General features: G+C 64.0%; 11 protein-coding genes. 6 read left to right on the forward strand and 5 right to left on the reverse strand.

The window, feature by feature from the left end:
• Window positions 1-77 precede the first annotated feature (77 nt).
• The 3 genes from J2X98_RS06970 to J2X98_RS06980 all read right to left on the reverse strand — a co-directional run bounded on the left by J2X98_RS06970 (window position 78) and on the right by J2X98_RS06980 (window position 6,708).
• Window positions 78-2,123, reverse strand: a complete 2,046-nt coding sequence (locus tag J2X98_RS06970) for a S8 family serine peptidase (protein ID WP_307305953.1) — start codon at window positions 2,121-2,123, stop codon at window positions 78-80.
• A gap of 581 nt (window positions 2,124-2,704) precedes the next feature.
• Window positions 2,705-5,038 (reverse strand): bifunctional lysylphosphatidylglycerol flippase/synthetase MprF, encoded by a 2,334-nt coding sequence (locus tag J2X98_RS06975; RefSeq protein WP_307305956.1) that lies wholly within the window; start codon window positions 5,036-5,038, stop codon window positions 2,705-2,707.
• Between the two features lie 299 nt (window positions 5,039-5,337).
• Window positions 5,338-6,708 (reverse strand): alpha/beta hydrolase, encoded by a 1,371-nt coding sequence (locus J2X98_RS06980; protein WP_307305959.1) that lies wholly within the window; start codon window positions 6,706-6,708, stop codon window positions 5,338-5,340.
• Between the two features lie 955 nt (window positions 6,709-7,663).
• On the opposite strand from J2X98_RS06980, the gene J2X98_RS06985 reads away from it, so the two are divergent.
• A complete protein-coding gene (locus tag J2X98_RS06985; RefSeq protein ID WP_307305962.1) occupies window positions 7,664-9,970 on the forward strand; it encodes a PKD domain-containing protein in 2,307 nt (768 codons plus the stop codon).
• A 128-nt stretch (window positions 9,971-10,098) separates the two neighbouring features.
• On the opposite strand, the gene J2X98_RS06990 is transcribed toward J2X98_RS06985, so the two are convergent.
• The gene (locus tag J2X98_RS06990) at window positions 10,099-10,593 is read right to left on the reverse strand and encodes a hypothetical protein (protein ID WP_307305965.1); all 495 of its coding nucleotides are present in this window, start codon (window positions 10,591-10,593) and stop codon (window positions 10,099-10,101) included.
• A gap of 170 nt (window positions 10,594-10,763) precedes the next feature.
• Between J2X98_RS06990 and J2X98_RS06995 the strand changes: the two genes are divergently transcribed.
• Both J2X98_RS06995 and J2X98_RS07000 read left to right on the forward strand, forming a co-directional pair.
• Window positions 10,764-11,474, forward strand: coding sequence for a response regulator (locus tag J2X98_RS06995; RefSeq protein ID WP_307305969.1), 711 nt, complete (start codon window positions 10,764-10,766; stop codon window positions 11,472-11,474).
• A 74-nt stretch (window positions 11,475-11,548) separates the two neighbouring features.
• Entirely contained in the window at window positions 11,549-13,021 is a 1,473-nt protein-coding gene (locus J2X98_RS07000) for a sensor histidine kinase (protein ID WP_307305972.1), read from the forward strand.
• A gap of 119 nt (window positions 13,022-13,140) precedes the next feature.
• Here the strand turns inward: J2X98_RS07000 and J2X98_RS07005 are convergent, their stop codons facing one another.
• On the reverse strand, window positions 13,141-13,815 hold the full coding sequence (locus J2X98_RS07005) for a DUF1345 domain-containing protein (protein WP_307305975.1): 675 nt from the start codon (window positions 13,813-13,815) through the stop codon (window positions 13,141-13,143).
• 280 nt (window positions 13,816-14,095) lie between these two features.
• On the opposite strand from J2X98_RS07005, the gene J2X98_RS07010 reads away from it, so the two are divergent.
• From J2X98_RS07010 to J2X98_RS07020, 3 genes are all read left to right on the forward strand, one after another.
• Entirely contained in the window at window positions 14,096-15,589 is a 1,494-nt protein-coding gene (locus tag J2X98_RS07010; RefSeq protein ID WP_307305977.1) for a CAP domain-containing protein, read from the forward strand.
• 279 nt (window positions 15,590-15,868) lie between these two features.
• Entirely contained in the window at window positions 15,869-17,845 is a 1,977-nt protein-coding gene (locus J2X98_RS07015) for an amino acid transporter (protein WP_307305980.1), read from the forward strand.
• 125 nt (window positions 17,846-17,970) lie between these two features.
• On the forward strand, window positions 17,971-18,708 hold the full coding sequence (locus J2X98_RS07020; protein WP_307305982.1) for a hypothetical protein: 738 nt from the start codon (window positions 17,971-17,973) through the stop codon (window positions 18,706-18,708).
• Window positions 18,709-18,874 lie beyond the last annotated feature (166 nt).

Genomic DNA, 18,874 nt, shown 5'->3' on the forward strand with positions numbered 1-18,874 from the left:
GGACCGTACAACCCCACCCACAGCGGGTGGAAGGCCCTTTAGCCCGAACCGCCGGGAGTTCACTGTTGCGGGTCACATCAGGAGATGTAGGCGCCGTTGGGACCAACGTGGATCACGCCACCCTGGTAGTTTTGGGCGACGCTTCCATCATTTCCGGTGGGGTACTCATCACTTGTTGGGTAGCCGAGCCGGCCCGATTCAAATCCTGTCGAGGCCCAGATGGATCGGATTGCCCCGACAGAGAGGTGCGCTCCGGTGGCGGGCGACCAGATGATGGCCCCACCCTGATAGTTCTGGTAGACGCCGCCGTCACGCAGTCCGCCTACTTCGTCAGTAGTCGGGTATCCCAGGCGTCCGCCCTCGAATCCTGTTGCCGCCCACTCCCCCCGGATCGCCCCTGTAGAGACGTGCGCTCCCGTGGCGGGCGACCAGATGATGGCCCCACCCTGATAGTTCTGGTAGACGCCGCCGTCACGCAGTCCGCCTACTTCGTCAGTAGTCGGGTATCCCAAGGCGCCGCCTTCAAAACCTGTTGCCGCCCAGAGGTCCCGGATGGCGCCGGCTGAGACGTGCGCTCCCGATGCGGGCGAGTAAAGGATGCATCCGTGTTCGAAGCACTGGTACGCCCCGTTGTCCTTGAGTCCGTTGACCTCTCCCGTCGTAGCTGCTCCAAGGGCTCCGTTCAGCGACGCTGCCTTGGCTGCTATCGGGGACAGGGGGGCCGCGGGTGCGGGGGGATAGACGACGGCGGCCGAGGCATCGACGAGGCCGGCACCGCAGCCGCCTGAACAGGTTCCGGGAAGGGGGCGGGCGGTTTCTTCAAGCTTCGTCTTGATCTGGGCCGGTGTCAGGGTGGGATCGGCGGCCTTCATGAGCGCACCAACCGACGCTGCCATCGGCGTCGCCATCGACGTACCCATCATGTAGCCGTACGTCTCTGCCCCTGGAGTCGTTGTCCCGGCGTTGAGCGTGGAGAGGATGCCTGCCCCCGTGTCGCCTCCGGGAGCCATGATGTCAACTGCAGGACCGAAATTTGAGTATGAGGCCCTGGAACCTGACTGGTTGGTGGCGCCGACGGTGATGACGTTGTTGCAGTTCGCCGGCGTGCTGTTCGATGCGAGCTGGTTCTCGTTGCCGGCAGCCACAAAAACGGCCGAACCACGGCTCACGGCACCGTCGATGGCCGCCTGTAAAGTAGCGCTGCAGGCTGCCGTCCCGCCAAGGCTCAGGTTGATAGTTTGTGCCGGGTTGCCATTGGCGGGCACGCCCGTCACGGCCCCACCGGACGCCCAGGTGATGGCATCAGAAATATCCGAGAGATAGCCGCCGCAGTCACCCAGTGCGCGGACGGGTTCGATTTTCACCCCGGGAGCCGCGCCACTGACACCTTCTCCGTTATTGGCAACGGCGGCGATGATTCCGGCTACATGCGTTCCGTGCCAGGAAGAATTGGAGGTTGAGGCGGAGCCGCAGGCACCCGAAATCCGGTAATCTCCCGGGTCGGATGCGTCTGGGTCCCTGCCGTCGCCGTCACCTGAAGTCGCTGGGTCGGCAATCATGTCGTACCCGGCAATGACGTTGGCATTGAGGTCGCTGTGGGCGGTAATACCGGTGTCGATCACGGCCACCACCTGGCCTGCTCCCGTGGTCCTGTCCCACACAGCCGGGACCCGGATTCCGACGTTGGGATCGGACAAAGCCCACTGCCTGGAGTAGTAGGTGTCATTGGGAGTGGACGTCGGCTGCATGAGAATGTCGGGCTCGACGGATGAGACGTTGTCGTCCGCAGCGATGTTTTGCAGCAAACTCTTGGACTCCTCGGCATTGAGCCTGTGGGTGGCTTTGACCACCTTGGCGCCGCCGGCCGCTGTCTTTACCTCCTTGACATCAATGGAGGTAGCGCGGCCAGCCTTCGAATAGGTCTTGCCCCGCTCTGCAGCGCTGCTGGCCGCGGAAGGCTTGAACTTCACGATGAACTGGTCAGTGGCCTGCGCCGGAGCCGATGACTTTTGCACAGCTGAAGAACCGGACGGAGCAGGGGGCTTGTCCCCTGCGTTGGCCGCCGGCATGGCAGAACCAAGAAGTACTCCTGCCAGGAGGAAACCCGCGGCTCCCCTGTTCATGCACGCTTCAAATGTGAAAATTCCCTTGAGCACATCCGCTCCTCACTGCTTCCCGACGCCCCAGCCAGCCTTTAGAGCTTGGGCTGGGATTGATGATGATGTCTCCTGCAAAAGTCCGGATGAAGCGCAGGCGCTTACCGACAGGCCGTCGGTCCTGGGACGACCATGGCAGCGCAGGCGGTCAGGACGGCTATGGGCATGGCATCCTTCTCACGGTTGGCGGCGGGACATCCCCGGCAGGCCCTCGCCGCGCGAACACACCGGGTGGCCGCTAGTGCAAAGGATCAACGGAACGACTTTAACAGCCGCAAAAAGCCTTCAAGCCGGATCACGGATAACCCTGCGTAAAGACTCAGGAAACTTGGCAAAACTGCGACCAATGCTGGGCATGTATCGCGGAACCGGAAACCCGACGCGCCCGTCACGTAAGCTGCGTGTGGCGATGAGCAGACCCAACGGCAAGCAGGTCCGGCAGTTCCCTTTCTGAGGCGAAAGATTGACCCCTGCGGGGGCAACGGCGAAGGGGCCGAGTTCTCCGGGCGAGACGGCAGCCCTTTGGTGCGCCTACCCCTGAATGCCGGTTAGTCGGAAGAGCGATTCGTCCCTGGGATGCGTGGGAGCAGGAGTTGTCCGGCCAGGCCCAACCGCCGGAATCCCGATATCTCGCCGAGGTAGGCTGTCGCGATTGCATTGGCGATGCTGGGAAGTGCGGCGGCGTCGTTGTAGACCAAATACAGCGGTTCGTAGTGTGGAGCAAATTTACTTTTGAAGGCGAGCAAAGAGCGGAATCCGTAGACGGGTTCCAGTCGGCTTCCTAACCAGTCCAGGACACGTGCCAGGGCCGTCGTGTGGGGGCCGTCGTGGCTGTTCTGCAGGGAACCTGCGAGGGGCGCGCCGGACAGGCTGATGTAGCTGTAGCCCTCGTCCCGGAGCGTCAGGGCGGCCGTGGCGATGAGCAGTTCCATACTGTTTGGAAATCCGTTCGGGCGTCGGCGCATGAGGTCAAGTGTCCAACCGATGATCCTGCCGTCACTGTATGACGGGAGCCAGGAGGTGACGCCTTGCAGCGTCCCGTCCACGTCCCGTGCCACCAGGCATCGGACCTCGGGATCCCGGAGTTCACTGATGCCGCCCAGGGTGAATCCCAGTTCGGGGAGTTTCTTGTCGGCCACCCATTCCTTGGATATGTCGTCGATCTGCTGCCGGATCCCCGAAGGCGCTTCAGCGTAGTTGACCCATTCGGTATGGATTCCTTCTTTCCGGGCCCGGTTGATGCTGGTACGGATGTGCTGGAATTGTCGTCCGGTGAAGCTGAGCGCGGCCAGTGGGAGGATTGTCTGGAGAGCGACTTCAACTGCCCCCCAGCCTTTTGCTGCCGCTTCATCGCAGAATGCCTGGTCGGCGGAGTAGAAACAGGGCGTCCAGCCGTTCTCGTCGCAGAAGCGGGAAAACCCTTCCATGCACGTCCGGTAGTCGGCCACCGAGCCCACCGGTGATCCCAGCGCCAGTGCAACTCCGGCGTTGACCCTGTAGGCGACGTATCCATTCCCTTCGGGCGTGAACCAGTAGCGGTTGCCGGGCCAGGTGGTCATCCATGAGAGGGGGTTCCCGGTCCCGGAGCGAAGTATGGTCCGCACTTTCGAAGGGTCGGGGGTGTGCGCACCCGGCGCCGTCTGCAGGAAGGACTGGAGCACCAGGGCGCCGGTCAGTGCCCAAAAGACAATCCCGGTGCCTTCATAAAGCACGACGGCGGCGGTGCTTTGGGGGAAGAACGCAGGAGGGACGTCCAAGGTATAACCAAGCGGCAGGAAACGATCAGGCACGTCCGCCAGGAATTGATAGGGGGATGGAACTGGAGCGAAGCCGGGCGACAAAGCCATTCCGGCCCCAACGTAGACCACCGCGAGCCCTGCCCCGAGCATGAGAACCATGCGGCTAACCCTGGCGTATGTGCCGAACGGGGCCCGGCCAGGGAAGAGATTGCGGAATCCGAGGACGAGCAGGAACATCACAACCGGCAGCATCAGGGTGACCACAAGGCCGAACTTATTGTGTATGTGGCTCAGGCTCTGGAAGTCCATGTTGTCGTTCTGCGCACTCCCCAGGGCCTGCGGCCAGATCACTCCGGCTGCATGCACGGCAGCCAGAACCGCCGTGCATCCGAGAACGACCAGGGCGGAACCCCACGCAAAGCGGCGTCCACGCCGGAGTCCTTCGGCGGTGAGCAGCAGCAGAAAGCAAGGAAGAATGGCCATGAATATACCGCCCGCACCGGCCCGCAGCTGAAGGAGCAGCATCTGGCACTCGACGGACCGTGGGCCCGAGGCACATGCATTTTTGAGGGCCTGGGGATCTACCGGCTGAATGTCCGTGAACAGAAGACGGAGTACCGCGAGTGGGCCGGGAGCATGCCGCGACAGCCCCGCAATTACCGGTCCAATTGCGAAGGCAGCAACCCCTAAGGCGACCAAAACCCGTACTTCGCGACGGGAAATTTGGGGCCACGCCAACGCGGGGCGCCGGCCAAAAAAGAATGGACCCAGGAACATTCCGGCGGCGGCGGCGAACATCCTCACCAGGTCGGCATAGGATCCCTCATAGAGCACCAAAAGCAAGAGCAATGTGGACAAGGCCATGCGCAGGCGGCGCCGCCACAGTACCGGCATAGTCGTGGACGCAGCCATTGCTGCCCCGCAGAGGGCCGCTGTGGGACCGAGGTAGGGGTCCGACATCAGGACAAACGACCAGGAGCCCATCGTGGAGTGGATCGCCCAGGCCAATCCCGCTGCCCCGATGATGCCCATGGTCTGACTGGCAGCAAGCGCGCCGGCAAAGCGGGCAGATCCCAACCGCCGCTCCAAAGGAAGCCCCGCCAGCAGTACCGTAACTGTCGCCGCGACGTAGTAGAGGGGCATGGGTAGCCAGAAGGCTGAGGTCGCCAGGGACCAGGGCCGAACGAAAAGTGAAGACGGGGCTGCTGCTACCGCCCAAGGGGCGGCCCGGAAAGGAACTCCAAGGACGTGCAGGATGCGCGTCACACCTGTAACAGCCCAGAGCAGTACCAAGTAAACGAGCGTGACAGGTGCTGCCCGGAGCTTGCGGAACAACTGTTTGGCGGTGACGAAGAGCTGGCCCCGGCGGGCCCCGAGGCCGAAATGACCGGGCAACGCACGAAACCCCGTTCGGTCCGGGCCGCTGGACTTGCCCGGGCTGCTCATCGCGCGGTGAGGCCGAAGCGTTGGAACAGCAGTGGAAGCCCTGCCTTCAGCCCGTAATCGACGGCATCTCCACGATGGCCAACGGATTCCCCTATGAACCTGTAGGTGGTCATGCCGGCCGCTTTGGCATCCGCTGCTGCTGCTGTTACCTGCGGCGAATAAGTGCTGTCCGCCGAGCCACTGGTGAAGATGGCTTCGAGGTCAGTGTAGCTGTGGGATTTCAGGATGGTGGCCGGTTCTTCGGCAACGAAGCTGGCCTCGTTGCCGCGAAAGATGGTCTTGACGGTATCCTGGACGCTGCCGCTGACCGGTTCCAGCTCACCGGAAATGTCGAGGAGTGAGCCGAAAAGCTCTGGTCTCTTAGCGGCGAAGGACAAGGCGCACTCGCCGCCATTTGAGTAGCCTGCTACTGCCCAGCTGTCCCGGCCACTTGCCACATTCAGATTTGCGCGGATGAAATTGACGACGTCGGTGGTGACGTATGAGTAAACGTTGCCGCTGGGAGAATCGACGCAGACAGGGTTTTGGTAGGGACTGCCCAACTGGTCCACAGTGAGCAGGAGGGGGGCGAGACCATGGTTCTTGGCGGCCATGGCATTCAAACGGGCGACAGCATACTGGTTCTGGTCGGGCCCCCCAGGCTGGCCCATCATCATGACGATGATAGGCAACGGCGGGGGGTTGGCGACCAATGCTGCCGGAGGAAGATAGAGGTAGGCATGGCGCGCCTGGAACCCGGAGACTGTGGCAGGGATGGCGACCGGGCCTGTCCGCCCGGTGGCCGGCATCCCGGCTGGTGGCTTCCAGGTCTGCCATAACGGCGCCGCGGCCGCCTCTGCAGGGGCTGAATTGTGCTTGGGGAGCGCCAGAAAGCGGCCTGTGTTCACCCCGAGGAGGGAACCGAGGGTGGGGTTGAGCCTGTAGTCGGCGTTCACTCCCAGGATAGCCGTGGCAAGAAAGACCACAATGGAAAGGACGGCCAGGATCTTCCGCCACCAGCGTGAGCGCCACAAATTTACCAAGGCCAACGCGACGGCGGTAAAGGCCAGAATGACCCATGTCCGAGTGTCGCCGTCCAACGGAAGGCCAAACACGTTCAGCCAGCCCTCGCAGATAACCAGGGCAAGTATCCCCGCGCCTGCGCCGGCCACCAGTGCAATCAGGGTGGTAAGGAGCCAGGTACGACGTGAGGGTTGCTTGCCGCGCCGAATCGGGCCCGGAGTGGTGGCGCCCGTGCGTCCGCTCCGGACCGCTTGGGGCAAGAGCACCGGGCGCAGCACCAAGTAAAGAATGGCCAGGATACTGGCGGCGTCGAAGGCGTACCGCAATGGCTGCTGCAGAATGTTCAGGTTGAGTAGATTGTCCATATCACTCTCTGCCCCGGCCCAGACCGTTCAGTGGAATATTGTTCCGGGATGGCGCGGGATAGTACCTGCCGGGCCGCACCGGCCGCCGGGCACAGGTCGGCCGTGTGACGGGTTTGAAGCCGACAGCGGGCAAGCTTCTCACCTTTCCACCGACCTCCAAGCCTCTCCTGACTTATGCCGTTTCCTTTGCCGTCTCGCCCCCACCAGCTCGTTCGCGAGCCACCCGGGCTCTTGCAACGAGGTTACGGTCGCGCTCGAGGGTAGGGCACCAGTAGGGAGTACTCGGATTTAACCGCTGGATCCTGTTGTCCTTAGGTAAGTACAGGGATCCAGACTGGTAATTCTGTATAGGGATAGGTATTCCATCCATCCCAATACCGTTTGCCGATTAGCTGGGAAGAGGCGAAATCCATGGCCGACGCATGGCCAGTGCCCGGGCATAACCGGCGAGGCGACGGACGGCGCAAAGGGTAGCCCGGGAAATTGAACGACGGCGGAAGCCGAAGCTCTTCTTGCCTCCGATTGAAGCTCAAGGTTTGCAAAGGAAGCCGTGAATGTGCTTGTGCTGGTTTGGCGGTGGGGTCTACTGTCTGGGGCTACTTGATTTCGCTGTTTCCTGGCGGCGGATGAAAGCTCAAATTGGAAGTCCAGAACGAGCAGCCAGATGCCGGCGTCTAGGAGCCCTCCCGTGAAGATCGAGCGTTCTCTGACATCGTTGGCCTCTGCAGTGCTTGCGGCTCTCATAGTGGCAGCGGGCCCGGTGGGTTCCCCCCCGGCATCAGCTGATCCTGTCTACGGCACCCAGAGCTTCTCATACTCCGGGGTCGCAAATCCGCCCACATCGGATAAGCCCCAGAGCAAGTTGTGGTGGAATGACGGATTTTGGTGGGCGGATATGTGGACCACCGGAAGTGGCTGGCACATCTACCGCCTGGACAGGGCTACGCATAGCTGGGTGGATACAGGACTATTGAATGATGCGCGCGGCAGCACCTTGGCCGACACCCTTTGGGATGGGGCGCATCTCTACATCGCGTCGCACGTTGTTGGTGTTTCGACCAATGCCAACCCGGTACCCTCCGTGGCAGGCCAGCCCGCTTACCTCTACCGGTACAGCTACTCCGGGGGTAATTACACCATGGACGCCGGCTTTCCCATGGTTGTCACGAACAACAGCAGCGAGTCGATGACCATTGACGAGGACAGCACGGGCGCCATCTGGGCAACGTGGACGCAGGTGGCGGGCGACAGCACCAGCGGATTCACCAACACGGTCTACGTCAACAACTCGGCACCCGGGGGCACCGGCTGGGGCACCCCTTATGTTATTCCGGTTTCAAACCCGAACCCTTCTCCTGATGACATTTCCGCTGTGGTTTCCTACGGCAAGAACAAGATCGGGGTGATGTGGAGCGACCAACTTACCGGCACTGTCTGGTGGGCTACGCGGAGAGACGGGACCTCGCCCACCGCGTCCTCATCGTGGGCTCTGCAGCCCGCCATCAGGGGCAATGGACAGGCCGATGACCACCTTAACATCAAATCTCTCCAGTCTGATCCCAGCGGACGGGTCTTCGCCGCCGTGAAGACCAGCCTCAACGACATATCCTCGGATCCGACACTGCCCCAGCTTCTACTGCTCGTCTTCAAGCCGGGTACCGGTTCCTTCACGCAATCGACCATCTCCACTACGGGTGACTGCGTCACCCGGCCCCAGATCGTGCTGGACACCCAAAACAACCTTGTCCACGCTTTCCAGACCGCCCCACCGACCTCCGTGAGCGGCTGCACGTACTCCGGGGTTGCCGGCAGCATCTACGAGAAGACTGCCTCCATGGACAGCCCAACCTTCGGGGCCGGCCGTGGAAACCCTGTGATGCAGGCAGCGTCCTCCTCGAACATCAATGACGTCACCACCAGCAAACAGGGCGTCAATGCCACCACTGGCATCGTCATGTTGGCAAGCGACGACATCGCCAAGAGCTACTGGTTCTCGGATGAGCCCCTTACGCCAGCCACTCCCACCCCGGTAGCTTCGTTTACTGCCACCCCAAGCTCCGGGACAGTACCACTGTCTGTCGCATTCCAGGACACCTCTACGGGCACACCGACCTCATGGTCCTGGGACTTTGGCGACGGTACGGCGACCTCCACGCTACAAAACCCCACTCACACGTATTCCGCTGCCGGAACCTACACTGCCACCTTGACGGCCACATACGGGACAGGTTCAGGGACAGGTACAACTCAATCCGCCACCGCCACCATCACAGTCCTGACACTGGCTCAGGCGATGGATGCCAAGGCCGCCCAATGGAATCTTGGGACGGCCACCGGCGACGTAACGGGAATCCGGGACGGTGGCTACTACCGCAACTACCAGTCAGGTGCCGTAATCTCGACGCCCACGCAGAGCCTGTTCGTCTCCCATGGCCCCATCCGCAGCGAATGGGCCGCGCTCAACTTCGAAAACGGCCTGATGGGATACCCGACTACGGACGAGGTCGGTGGCCTGGTGAACGGCGGCGTAAAACAAAACTACGAAGGCGGGGCGATCATCTGGACCACGGCCACCGGCCCTCACGAGTCCTTCGGCCCCATCCGTTCGGAGTGGCAGGCCCTGGGCTTTGAGGGCGGCGTCCTGGGCTACCCCACCACCGAAGTAGTAACCGGCCTGATCAACGGGGGCTCCTACCAGAACTACCAAGGCGGGGCGGTCGTGTCCGCCCCGGCCTCCGGCACATATGAGTCAATCGGCCCCATCCGTTCGGAGTGGCAGGCCCTGGGTTTCGAGGGCGGCGTCCTGGGCTACCCCACCACCGAAGTAGTCACCGGCCTAATCAACGGGGGCTCCTACCAGAACTACCAAGGCGGGGCGGTCGTGTCCGCCCCGACCTCCGGCACACATGAGTCGATCGGCCCCATCCGTTCGGAATGGGCGGCCACGGGCTTTGAGGCCGGCGTCCTGGGCTACCCCACCACCGAAGTAGTCACCGGCCTAATCAACGGGGGCTCCTACCAGAACTACCAAGGCGGGGCCGTTATATCGTCACCTACGGCGGGCACTCACGAATCATATGGAGCCATCCGCACGGCCTGGATGTCGACAGGTTTTGAACGGGGGGCCCTTGGCTACCCGACCAGCGAGATCTACTCGGTGCCTAATGGAACAGCGCAGGACTTCCAGGGCGGCCGCATAAGCGACATCCTTGGAACTGCGACCATCGAGTATTCGACGGGATCAGGCACCCCACCAGCCTGATGAGTCAGGCCAGGCCCATTTGTCTCGCGTGGGCCATGAAACGGCGGCCACGCGGGTGGGCACCGTTCCTGGCCCTGCCTGCCGCCGCGGATAACAAAATGGCTCCGGGGCGGCAGGCTTGGGGGTTGCTAGGGCTTGGCAGGTGCCTGCGCTGACTTGGCTTGAATGGTTTTTGCTTCTTTTTGTATCTGGCTTCCGTAGCCGCCGTTCAGCGCGGTTTCCTTGATTTTGGTTGCATCGCTGTCGCGCTCTGAGGCTGGTGCTGCTTCGAGGGTCTTTAGGTCCGTTTGCAGGTTTCCGGGCAGCTTGTTGAAGGCGGCAGTGTGGTGGATCAGGACGTAGGCGACCTCGTGGGCTTTGTCCCCGAACCCGGCCGCGGACCGGATGTCGACCCTCAACTCGGTGCGGAGGATCTGGGCAAACGGGTGCTTAGCGTGCGGTGTCCCCTTTCCGGTTTGCACCGGGGCGGACGGGCTGGGGGAAGGGGCCGGGTTCTGGCTGTCCGCTGTGGCTGCTGTTGCCCCTAAGACGGTTGCCCCGATGAGGACAGCCCCTGCGGCCACGCCTGCACGGACGCCCCGGAGACGACCGGACCGGTTGCCGGGTATGTGCGGATTGTTCATTTCTTCTCCTCATTGGTCCTGGGCACGGGACGGGTCACGTCCCGGTCTGCACTTGTTTACGCTTCTACTGTGGCGGCCCGATGTCCGGCACGTGTTCGGTGAATGTAAGCGGAAGGTAAAGTATGCCCCGCATGCCTCCTGGCCAGGCCGTCGGAGCGTTCAATGGAGATATGGAAGAATCAACAGCCGACGGCGCCCTGCCGTCCCGCGGGCTGGTGCTGATCGTCGAAGACGAGCGTGCGATCGCTGACGTGCAGCGCCTCTATCTGAGCCGGGCGGGTTTCGGTGTCCACGTCGAGACGACCGGCGAAGGTGGCCTGGACCGGATCCGGGGCCTTCAGCCCGTCGCGGTTGTGCTCGACGTCGGGCTGCCCGGCATCGACGGGATCGAGGTCTGTCGGCAGATGCGCGCCCGGGACGACTGGACACCGATCATCTTCGTCACGGCCCGGGACGAAGAGGTGGATATGCTCCTGGGGCTTGAGCTCGGCGCCGACGACTACATGACCAAGCCGTTTTCACCGCGCGAACTGGTCACCCGGCTCAAGACGGTCCTTCGCCGCAGCGGTGGGGTTCCGCATACCAGGGTCCTGCGCGTCGGGTCCGTGGCCCTGGACCAGGACAGGCGCAGGGTCAGCGTGGACGGGACCGCCGTGGAGCTGACCGCCAGGGAATTTGACGTGCTCGCCTATCTGATGGCCACTCCTGGGCGGGTTTTCAGCCGTGAGCAGCTCCTCTCGGCCGTCTGGGGGCAGGCCGGCTATACGGCCGGGCGCACCGTCGACGTGCATATCGCCCAGCTGCGCTCCAAACTCGGCGATGGCAACCCCATCCGCACCCTGCGCGGCGTCGGATACTCTGCCGCCGGGGATCGACTGTGAACGGCCGAAATCAGGGAAAAAGCAGACCCGGGACCCGCCAACGGCCCGCCCGCGCGAACGCAGCCCGGGCATGGTTGCGCTCACTGGCCGGTCGCATCACTCTCGTCACCGCCGCCGTCGCCATACTGGCGGTACTCGTCACCGGAAGCACCGCGTTTCCACTGATCCGGTCCGCCGCCGCCGAGCAAGCCAGACAGCAGCTCGCCCGGCAAGCTGACGCTTTTGCCGCAGCCCCGGCCGCCTCGCAGGCGCTGGACCTCCGTGAACGCCACCTCCTTGGACCTGATACCTACGACATATCCACCATCACCCCTGCCGGCGCCTTGAGCGGGCCAGCGGCACAGATTCTGACTCCAGGCGAAGCCCAACAAGTGCTCTCCGGGCAAAAGATTTCCCTGACCCTTACCCGAGGCGGCTTTCAGTTCCTGGTGGAGGGGCGCCCCCTGAACAAGGGCGGCGGAATCGTACTGACCCGCTCATTGGACGAGGTGAACGCCGCCTCAGCCCAGCTCCTCCAACGAACGGTCCTTGCCTTGGCGGCTGGCCTGTTGATCGCTGTTCTGGCTGGCACGCTGCTCGCGCGCCGGCTCTCCGGTCCGCTCGTCACGACAGCGGCCGCAGCGCGGCGGATGGCTGCCGGAGAACGGACGGTGCATCTTGAACCTGCGGGAGTTTCCGAGGTTCGCGCCGTAGGAGACGCTATCAATACCTTGGAGAATGCGCTGCTGGCCAGTGAAAGCCGGCAACGTGAGTTCCTTTTGTCCATCTCCCACGAGATCCGCACACCACTGACCGCGATGCGCGGTTACGCCGAGGCGCTCGAAGACGGACTGATCCCGCCTGAGGACACCGCCGGGGTGGGGCAGACCCTGTCCGCCGAGACAGACCGGCTGGACGGTTTCGTGCGGGATCTACTCGCCCTGGCCCGCTTGGAAGCGGACGATTTCGCACTTGACCTCCGGCCTGTCGACGTCGTCACACTCCTGGAACAGGTCCAACGGGCATGGCAGGCCGCAGCCACGCAGGCAAGCGTGGAACTCACGCTTCAAGTGCCGCACCAGGAAGCCGGGGAACCCCTGCTTGTCACCACGGATCCACAAAGGCTGCGCCAAATCATCGACGGACTCATAGGGAACGCACTGCGCATCACCCCGCCCGGACAGCCACTCGTCATCCGCGCAGGACTGGAGAGTACGCCGCCAGATCCAACCACGCCCGGGGACCGGCTAGGGGGCACCTGCGGCGTCGTCGCGATCCAGGTACGGGACAGCGGCCCCGGCCTCACCCCGGAGGACGCCGCCGTGGCCTTCAACCGCGGCGCCCTGGCACGCCGCTACACCGGCCAGCGCCCCACCGGGAGCGGACTCGGCTTGTCCATCGCAGCACGACTCGCGCAGCGGATGAATCTCAACCTCACGGTGGAACCACCCGACCCCACCGAAGACGGCGCCTGCTTCTGCATTCGACTCCCCCGCACCCCGGCTCCGCCCTCGCGGCGCCCGGCACCCGACAAAGGCCCATCGATCATCCCTGGCTCCGTTCCCTGAAACTAAACGGGATTGTTCGGACGTGCTCCCCCGTCCCACTACGACAGGTACGGGCCCGTCCACGGCCAACGTCGCCTGCATTGCCGCCCCGAACGCGGCAGCTGGGGGCGACTGCTCCGCTAGTGGATGAGTCCGGCCACAAGGTTGATGGTTGTGGCAAGGACGATGGTGCCCAGGAGGTAGGACAGCAGCGCCTGCCGCAGGACAGTCCCCCGGATCGCATCGGTTTTCAGATCGGTATCTGAGACCTGGAAGGTCATGCCGACAGTGAAGGCCAGGTAGGCAAAGTCCATGTAGCGCGGCTGCTTGTCCTCGTTGAAATCCACGCCGGCTTTGTCCCGGTAATAGATGGAGGCGTAGCGGAGAGTAAAGAGCGTGTGGACAAGGAACCAGGAAAGCGCGACGCTGCCCAGGGCCATGGCGATGACGGCTGCTTTCGTTCCTCCCTGGGCATCGGATGCGTCCATCAGGATCAGCGCCACTCCGGCAAAGCTGGCAATAGTTGCGCTGAGGACCAGCACGTCGGCGGGGCCCTTGCCCGGGTCTTCGCGTCGGGCGTGTGCAGCGGTGGCCTCTGCCTGCAACCGTCCGATGACGGACCACACCCAAATGAGGTAGGTCAGGGACGCGGCGGCCCAACCCATCGCCGGAGCATATGCCCAGGACTTCAGCGCCCTTACCACCAGTGCCACACCCAGGCCCACCACCAGCATCACGATGACCCGCAACCGGGAGTGGTGGGCCAAGGTGTTGAAGCGGGATGACTGTCCGCGGCCAATGTCAGTTGTGCTCATGAATCGATCATTACACTCCACCCTGGGAGTTCCGGCTTACCTCGCTGGCCAATACAGGAAATGGCAGACCTGGCCGACGTCGCCGCCGAAGCGGGTCGACTTGCTTCGCTAAGGCGGCCGGTTGGCCCTTTGGGAGCGGTTTCCGCAGGATTTGCGAAGACTTCTCCCGGCATCACCCCAACTCTTCCATTTTGCCGCGGGCGCCCGGGCAGACTTGACCTGTCTCCCGGCGCTCCGCCCAGCACTCCCCTGAAGGCTCATGAAACCACGTCCTCTACGCATGTCCGCAGCAGGTTTTGGCCTGCTCCTTGCCCTGACCGGAACCCTCACCAGCGCCGCCGTTTCCAATGCGGCACCGTCACCAGCTACGGCGCCAGGCGCCGTCCCGGCCACTTCCTACTCTGACTCCTTCACCAAGCAGACCTTTGACCTGATCAACACCGAGCGCGTCAAGGCTGGTGTCCGGCCGTTCGTCTGGAACCAGAAGATCGCCGACGTCTCCCAGGACTGGGCCAACCAGCTGGGGGTCGCCACGATGGACCCGAATTGGAGCTTTGCCAACATCCACCGCCCTGATGCGGGCGGGAACGAAATTCCGGCCGGCGCAACCTGGTACCGGGAGAACGTTGGCTTCAACTTCAGCCCGGCTCAGCTGGTGGACTGGTGGATGAACTCCCCGGGACACAAGGCAGCGATGCTGGATCCGCGCGGCACCGACGCAGGTTTGGGCTACGTCGTCCCCTCGACCGGACCATACGCCGGCTGGCACTTGATGGTGTCCAACATGGCGGCTTACTCCACGACCCAGGCCCCCTCCGCACCTGCCCCTGCTACCCAGACGCCGCTGGCTCAGAAGGCCGCGGCCATCAACGGCGCCCTCGGCCTGCCGGTGTCCCCTGAGGTCTATGGCCTCAAGGACGGCGGGTCGTACCGCAACTATCAGTACGGCGCCCTGATCTACTCCCCGGCTACCGGTGCCCGTATCTCCAGGGGCGCAATCCGGACCCTGTGGGCCGGCTACGGTTTCGAGAACGGCATCCTGGGCTACCCGACCACGGACGAGGTCGCCGGGATCAAGGACGGCGGTGTCTTCCAGAACTACCAGGGCGGAGCGGTCCTGTGGTCTCCGGCCACCGGCGCCCACATCTCGACGGGGCCGATCCGCGACGCCTGGCGCGCGACCGGGTATGAGTCCGGATTCCTCGGCTACCCGGTCTCGGAGATCTACAACATCGAAGGCGGCACCGCCCAGACCTACCAGAATGGCGTCATCACCCACAGCGCCGCCGGGACCCAGGTTGTCTCCGGCGTGATGTTCACCAAGTACCTGCAGAACAGTGGTTACCTCGGGGCGGCCACCAGCGCCATCACCCCGATCCGGGATGGCGGCTCCTACCAGAACTTCCAACGCGGCGCACTGCTGTACTCACCGGCTACCGGAACGCAGGTCTCCGTGGGAGGCATCCGCAGCATCTGGCAGTCCACCGGGTTCGAAAACGGTGTCCTCGGCTACCCGTCCTCCGGGGAGATCCCCGCCAACGGCGGTGTCTACCAGACCTACCAGGGCGGTTTCATCACCTGGCTGCCGGACTCCGGCGGCCACTACGTCTTCGGCGGTATCGGCAGTCTGTACCGCAGCGCCGGCGGTCCCGCTGGAGCGCTCGGTTTCCCGACGAGCGGCGAGTATTCGACCGGTCCCGGAGGCAACGTGGCCCAGAACTACCAGCACGGCGTAATCCATTGGGGACCTGCCGGCACCGGCATCACCTACTGACGGGCCCAGTCCCGGCCTCACCACGGCACCCCTTTCTGCCCTGCAGGGAGGGTGCTGCCATGTCCGGGAACCGGGGCGGACTGGTCACGCACGCATAGGCAAACATCAGCGTTCGACGAATCCTGTAGGACCGCTTTCCGGGTCCAAATCGGCGCCGACCTGCTTGCCGGGCTCCGATGCTGGGTAAGACCAGCACAGGCCCGGCACTCCCGGACCGGACTTGCCCGGTTCCACAGACCCCGCCCCGGGTCTGTGGCTCCACCCCAACAGGAAGACCCGATGAACACCCCTGCTGACCACACCATCCCGGCGCATGTTGACCTCAAACAGGAGCCAGGCCCGGACCGGAACCCCCTGGTCCGCTGGCTGCTCGCCAACCAGGTGGCCCCTGCCGGCCCGGAGGCGGAGGAGGACCACAAGCCCAACGCCTGGTGGAAGGTCATGTGCCTCACCGGCGTCGACTACTTCTCCACGCTCTCCTACCTGCCCGGCATAGCGGCCCTGGCCGCCGGCGCGCTGTCACCGCTGGCCACGTTGCTTATCGTTGCCCTGACGCTGCTGGGCATGCTGCCCATGTACCGCAGGGTCGCCAAGGAAAGCCCGCACGGCCAGGGGTCGGTGGCCATGCTGGAAAAGCTTCTGCCGTTCTGGCGCGGGAAGTTCTTCGTCCTGCTGCTCCTCGGGTTCGTGGCGACCTCCTGGATCATCACGATCACCCTCTCAGGAGCCGATGCGACAGTGCACCTGCTGGAGAATCCGCTGATTCCCGAAGCACTCAAAGGCTGGGCCGTGATTATCACGGTCGTCCTGCTGCTGATCCTGGGCGGGGTGTTCCTGCTCGGCTTCAATGAGGCTGTGGGGGTCGCCATCCCGCTGGTGGCCGTCTACCTCCTGCTCAACGCCGCCGTCGTGGTCGCCGGTTTCGTTCACCTGGCCGCGGACCCTTCCCTGGTGAGCGGCTGGGCGGACCGGCTGCTCTCGAGCGGCGGCGGCCCGATCGGGCTGGTCAGCCCGGCCATCCTCGCCTTCCCCCTGCTCGTCCTGGGTCTGTCAGGGTTCGAAACCGGGGTGTCCATGATGCCGCTGATCAAAGCAACCGGATCTACGCCCGATGAAGTCATGGCATCCCGGGTCAGGAACACCCGCAAGCTGCTCACCGCGGCCGCGCTGATTATGAGCGTCTACCTCATGTCGACCAGCTTCCTGACCACCGTCATGATTCCTGCCAAGGAATTCCAGGACGGCGGGCAAGCCAACGGGCGGGCCCTCGCGTTCCTCGCCCACGAACTTTTCGGCGCCGGATTTGGCACCGTCTATGACATCTCCAGCGCGCTGATCCTCTGGTTCGCCGGGGCCTCGGCGATGGCCGGGCTGATCAACATCGTGCCCCGCTACCTGCCCGCCTACGGGATGGCCCCGGAATGGGGCCGTGCCGTTCGTCCGGTGGTGCTTGTCTACACGGTGCTGAGCATCGGTATCACGGTTGCCTTCAACGCGGACGTGAACGCCCAGGCCGGGGCGTATGCCACCGGGATCCTGGCCATGATGGTTTCCGGCGCGGTCGCCGTGACTGTTTCTGCCATCCGGCGACGCAGTCGGGCAGGGGCCGTGGGCTTCAGCGTCCTGACGCTGATCCTGCTCTACGCCCTGGGCGCCAACGTCATCGAAAAACCTGACGGCATCCTCATCTCCGCGTTCTTCATCGGTGGCATTATCGCCGTCTCCCTGGTGTCCAGGGTTACCCGGACCACGGAACTGCGGGTCGACGCCATCGAATTCGATGCCGCCGCCCGCCAGTTCATCACCGACTCCATTGCCTTTGACGGTCAACTTCACATCATCGCCAACAAGCGGCAGCACGGTGACAAGGCGGAATATGCCGAGAAGGAATTTGAACAGCGGGGACTGAACCCGGTGCCGGGCCCGGCGGACGTCGTCTTCCTTGAAGTCGAGATCTCTGACCCCTCAGACTTCAGCCATACGCTCCGCGTCGATGGCATCGAGGTCGAGGGTTACCGGGTCCTCCGGGTGAAATCGCCCGCAGTGCCGAACGCCATCGCCGCGGTCCTGCTGGCCCTGCGGGACTCGACCGGGGTCAAGCCCCAGTGCTACTTCGAATGGTCCGAGGGCAGCCCGGTCAACCATCTGATGCGTTATCTGTTCCTTGGCCAGGGCGACACGCCTCCGCTGGTGCGGGAAATCCTTCGGGAGACGGAACCGGATACGGCGGCCCGGCCGGGCATTCACGTGGGCTGACCGGCGCGGCGCACCGAGGCGCTGGCTGCTTGCAGGGTAGAACAGGGAAGGGGACGCTGCGGTGCCCCTTCTTCCCTGTTGGCTGCCCGGGCATGTTCTCCTGACCCGCCGTACACAAGTGAGTCATGACGTTCTCCCGCTCCCGCCTGGCCCTTCTCGCCGCTTTGCTCATCGTTGGCCTGGTGATCCTCGGCTTCCTCTACGCCAACACCCAGAAGCACCAGTCACCGGCACCGGGGACCAACGCCTCCCCGACCTCGCAGGGTGATGACGAGGACAGCACAGACGGCCAGGACACCGCCGCCGGGACCGCCCCGACAGTCGCTGCCATCCCCGCAGGTCCGCTGCCCGGCGCCGCCCCGGCGGTGAAGACCGTCCACTCCCCCGGCACTGTCGCCGTCGACCTGAACCTGACCGCAGGACAGTGCAAGGCACGCACCATCGACGCCGCCGCAGGGCTGTACCTGCCGGACCCGGCCTGCACTCCCGGCGCCGTGGACCCGGCCGTCACCCAGGACAATCTGGGCTCCACCATCTGCAAGCCCGGCTACACGATGACGGTCCGGGCCCCCGCTTCGGACACCGACAAGGCCAAAGCCCTGAGCCTGGCCCAGTACGGCCAGACCCGCGCATCCACCACCGAGTACGACCACCTGATCTCGCTCCAACTGGGCGGCACCAACGCTGTCTCCAACCTCTGGCCTGAACCCAACCGCGCCGGAGCAAACGGCACCACCAACCCCAAAGACGCCATCGAGACCCGCCTGAACAAGGCCGTCTGCGCCCACAAGGTCACCCTTGCCGCCGCCCAGAAGGCCATCGCCACCAACTGGGTCACCGCAGAGAAGGACCTGGGAATGTAGTTCGGGCGTTAGCGGAAACGTCCAGTGAACTCTCCGTGAACAGCCCCCATTTTCAGCCACGACCGTAACGAGGCTGTGATCTACTGGTGAGCGCAAAATCTTACCGACCAGTAACTTCAGGTCCGGCGACCGGCCCAGGGTGGGGGGCGTGCCCGCGTTGCCGTCC

The organism is Pseudarthrobacter enclensis, assembly GCF_030811655.1.
In the GTDB taxonomy this organism is placed as follows: Bacteria; Actinomycetota; Actinomycetes; order Actinomycetales; family Micrococcaceae; genus Arthrobacter; species Arthrobacter enclensis_A.

What these genes read in the sequence shown, in the direction of transcription:
- J2X98_RS07020 (WP_307305982.1), top strand. Translation starts at nt 17,971, where the DNA reads ATGACGTTCTCCCGCTCCCGCCTGGCCCTTCTCGCCGCTTTGCTCATC.
- J2X98_RS07015 (WP_307305980.1), top strand. Translation starts at nt 15,869, where the DNA reads ATGAACACCCCTGCTGACCACACCATCCCGGCGCATGTTGACCTCAAA.
- J2X98_RS06995 (WP_307305969.1), top strand. Translation starts at nt 10,764, where the DNA reads ATGGAAGAATCAACAGCCGACGGCGCCCTGCCGTCCCGCGGGCTGGTG.
- J2X98_RS06990 (WP_307305965.1), bottom strand. Translation starts at nt 10,593, where the DNA reads ATGAACAATCCGCACATACCCGGCAACCGGTCCGGTCGTCTCCGGGGC.
- J2X98_RS07005 (WP_307305975.1), bottom strand. Translation starts at nt 13,815, where the DNA reads ATGAGCACAACTGACATTGGCCGCGGACAGTCATCCCGCTTCAACACC.
- J2X98_RS06970 (WP_307305953.1), bottom strand. Translation starts at nt 2,123, where the DNA reads ATGAACAGGGGAGCCGCGGGTTTCCTCCTGGCAGGAGTACTTCTTGGT.
- J2X98_RS06980 (WP_307305959.1), bottom strand. Translation starts at nt 6,708, where the DNA reads ATGGACAATCTACTCAACCTGAACATTCTGCAGCAGCCATTGCGGTAC.
- J2X98_RS07010 (WP_307305977.1), top strand. Translation starts at nt 14,096, where the DNA reads ATGTCCGCAGCAGGTTTTGGCCTGCTCCTTGCCCTGACCGGAACCCTC.
- J2X98_RS06975 (WP_307305956.1), bottom strand. Translation starts at nt 5,038, where the DNA reads ATGCCCCTCTACTACGTCGCGGCGACAGTTACGGTACTGCTGGCGGGG.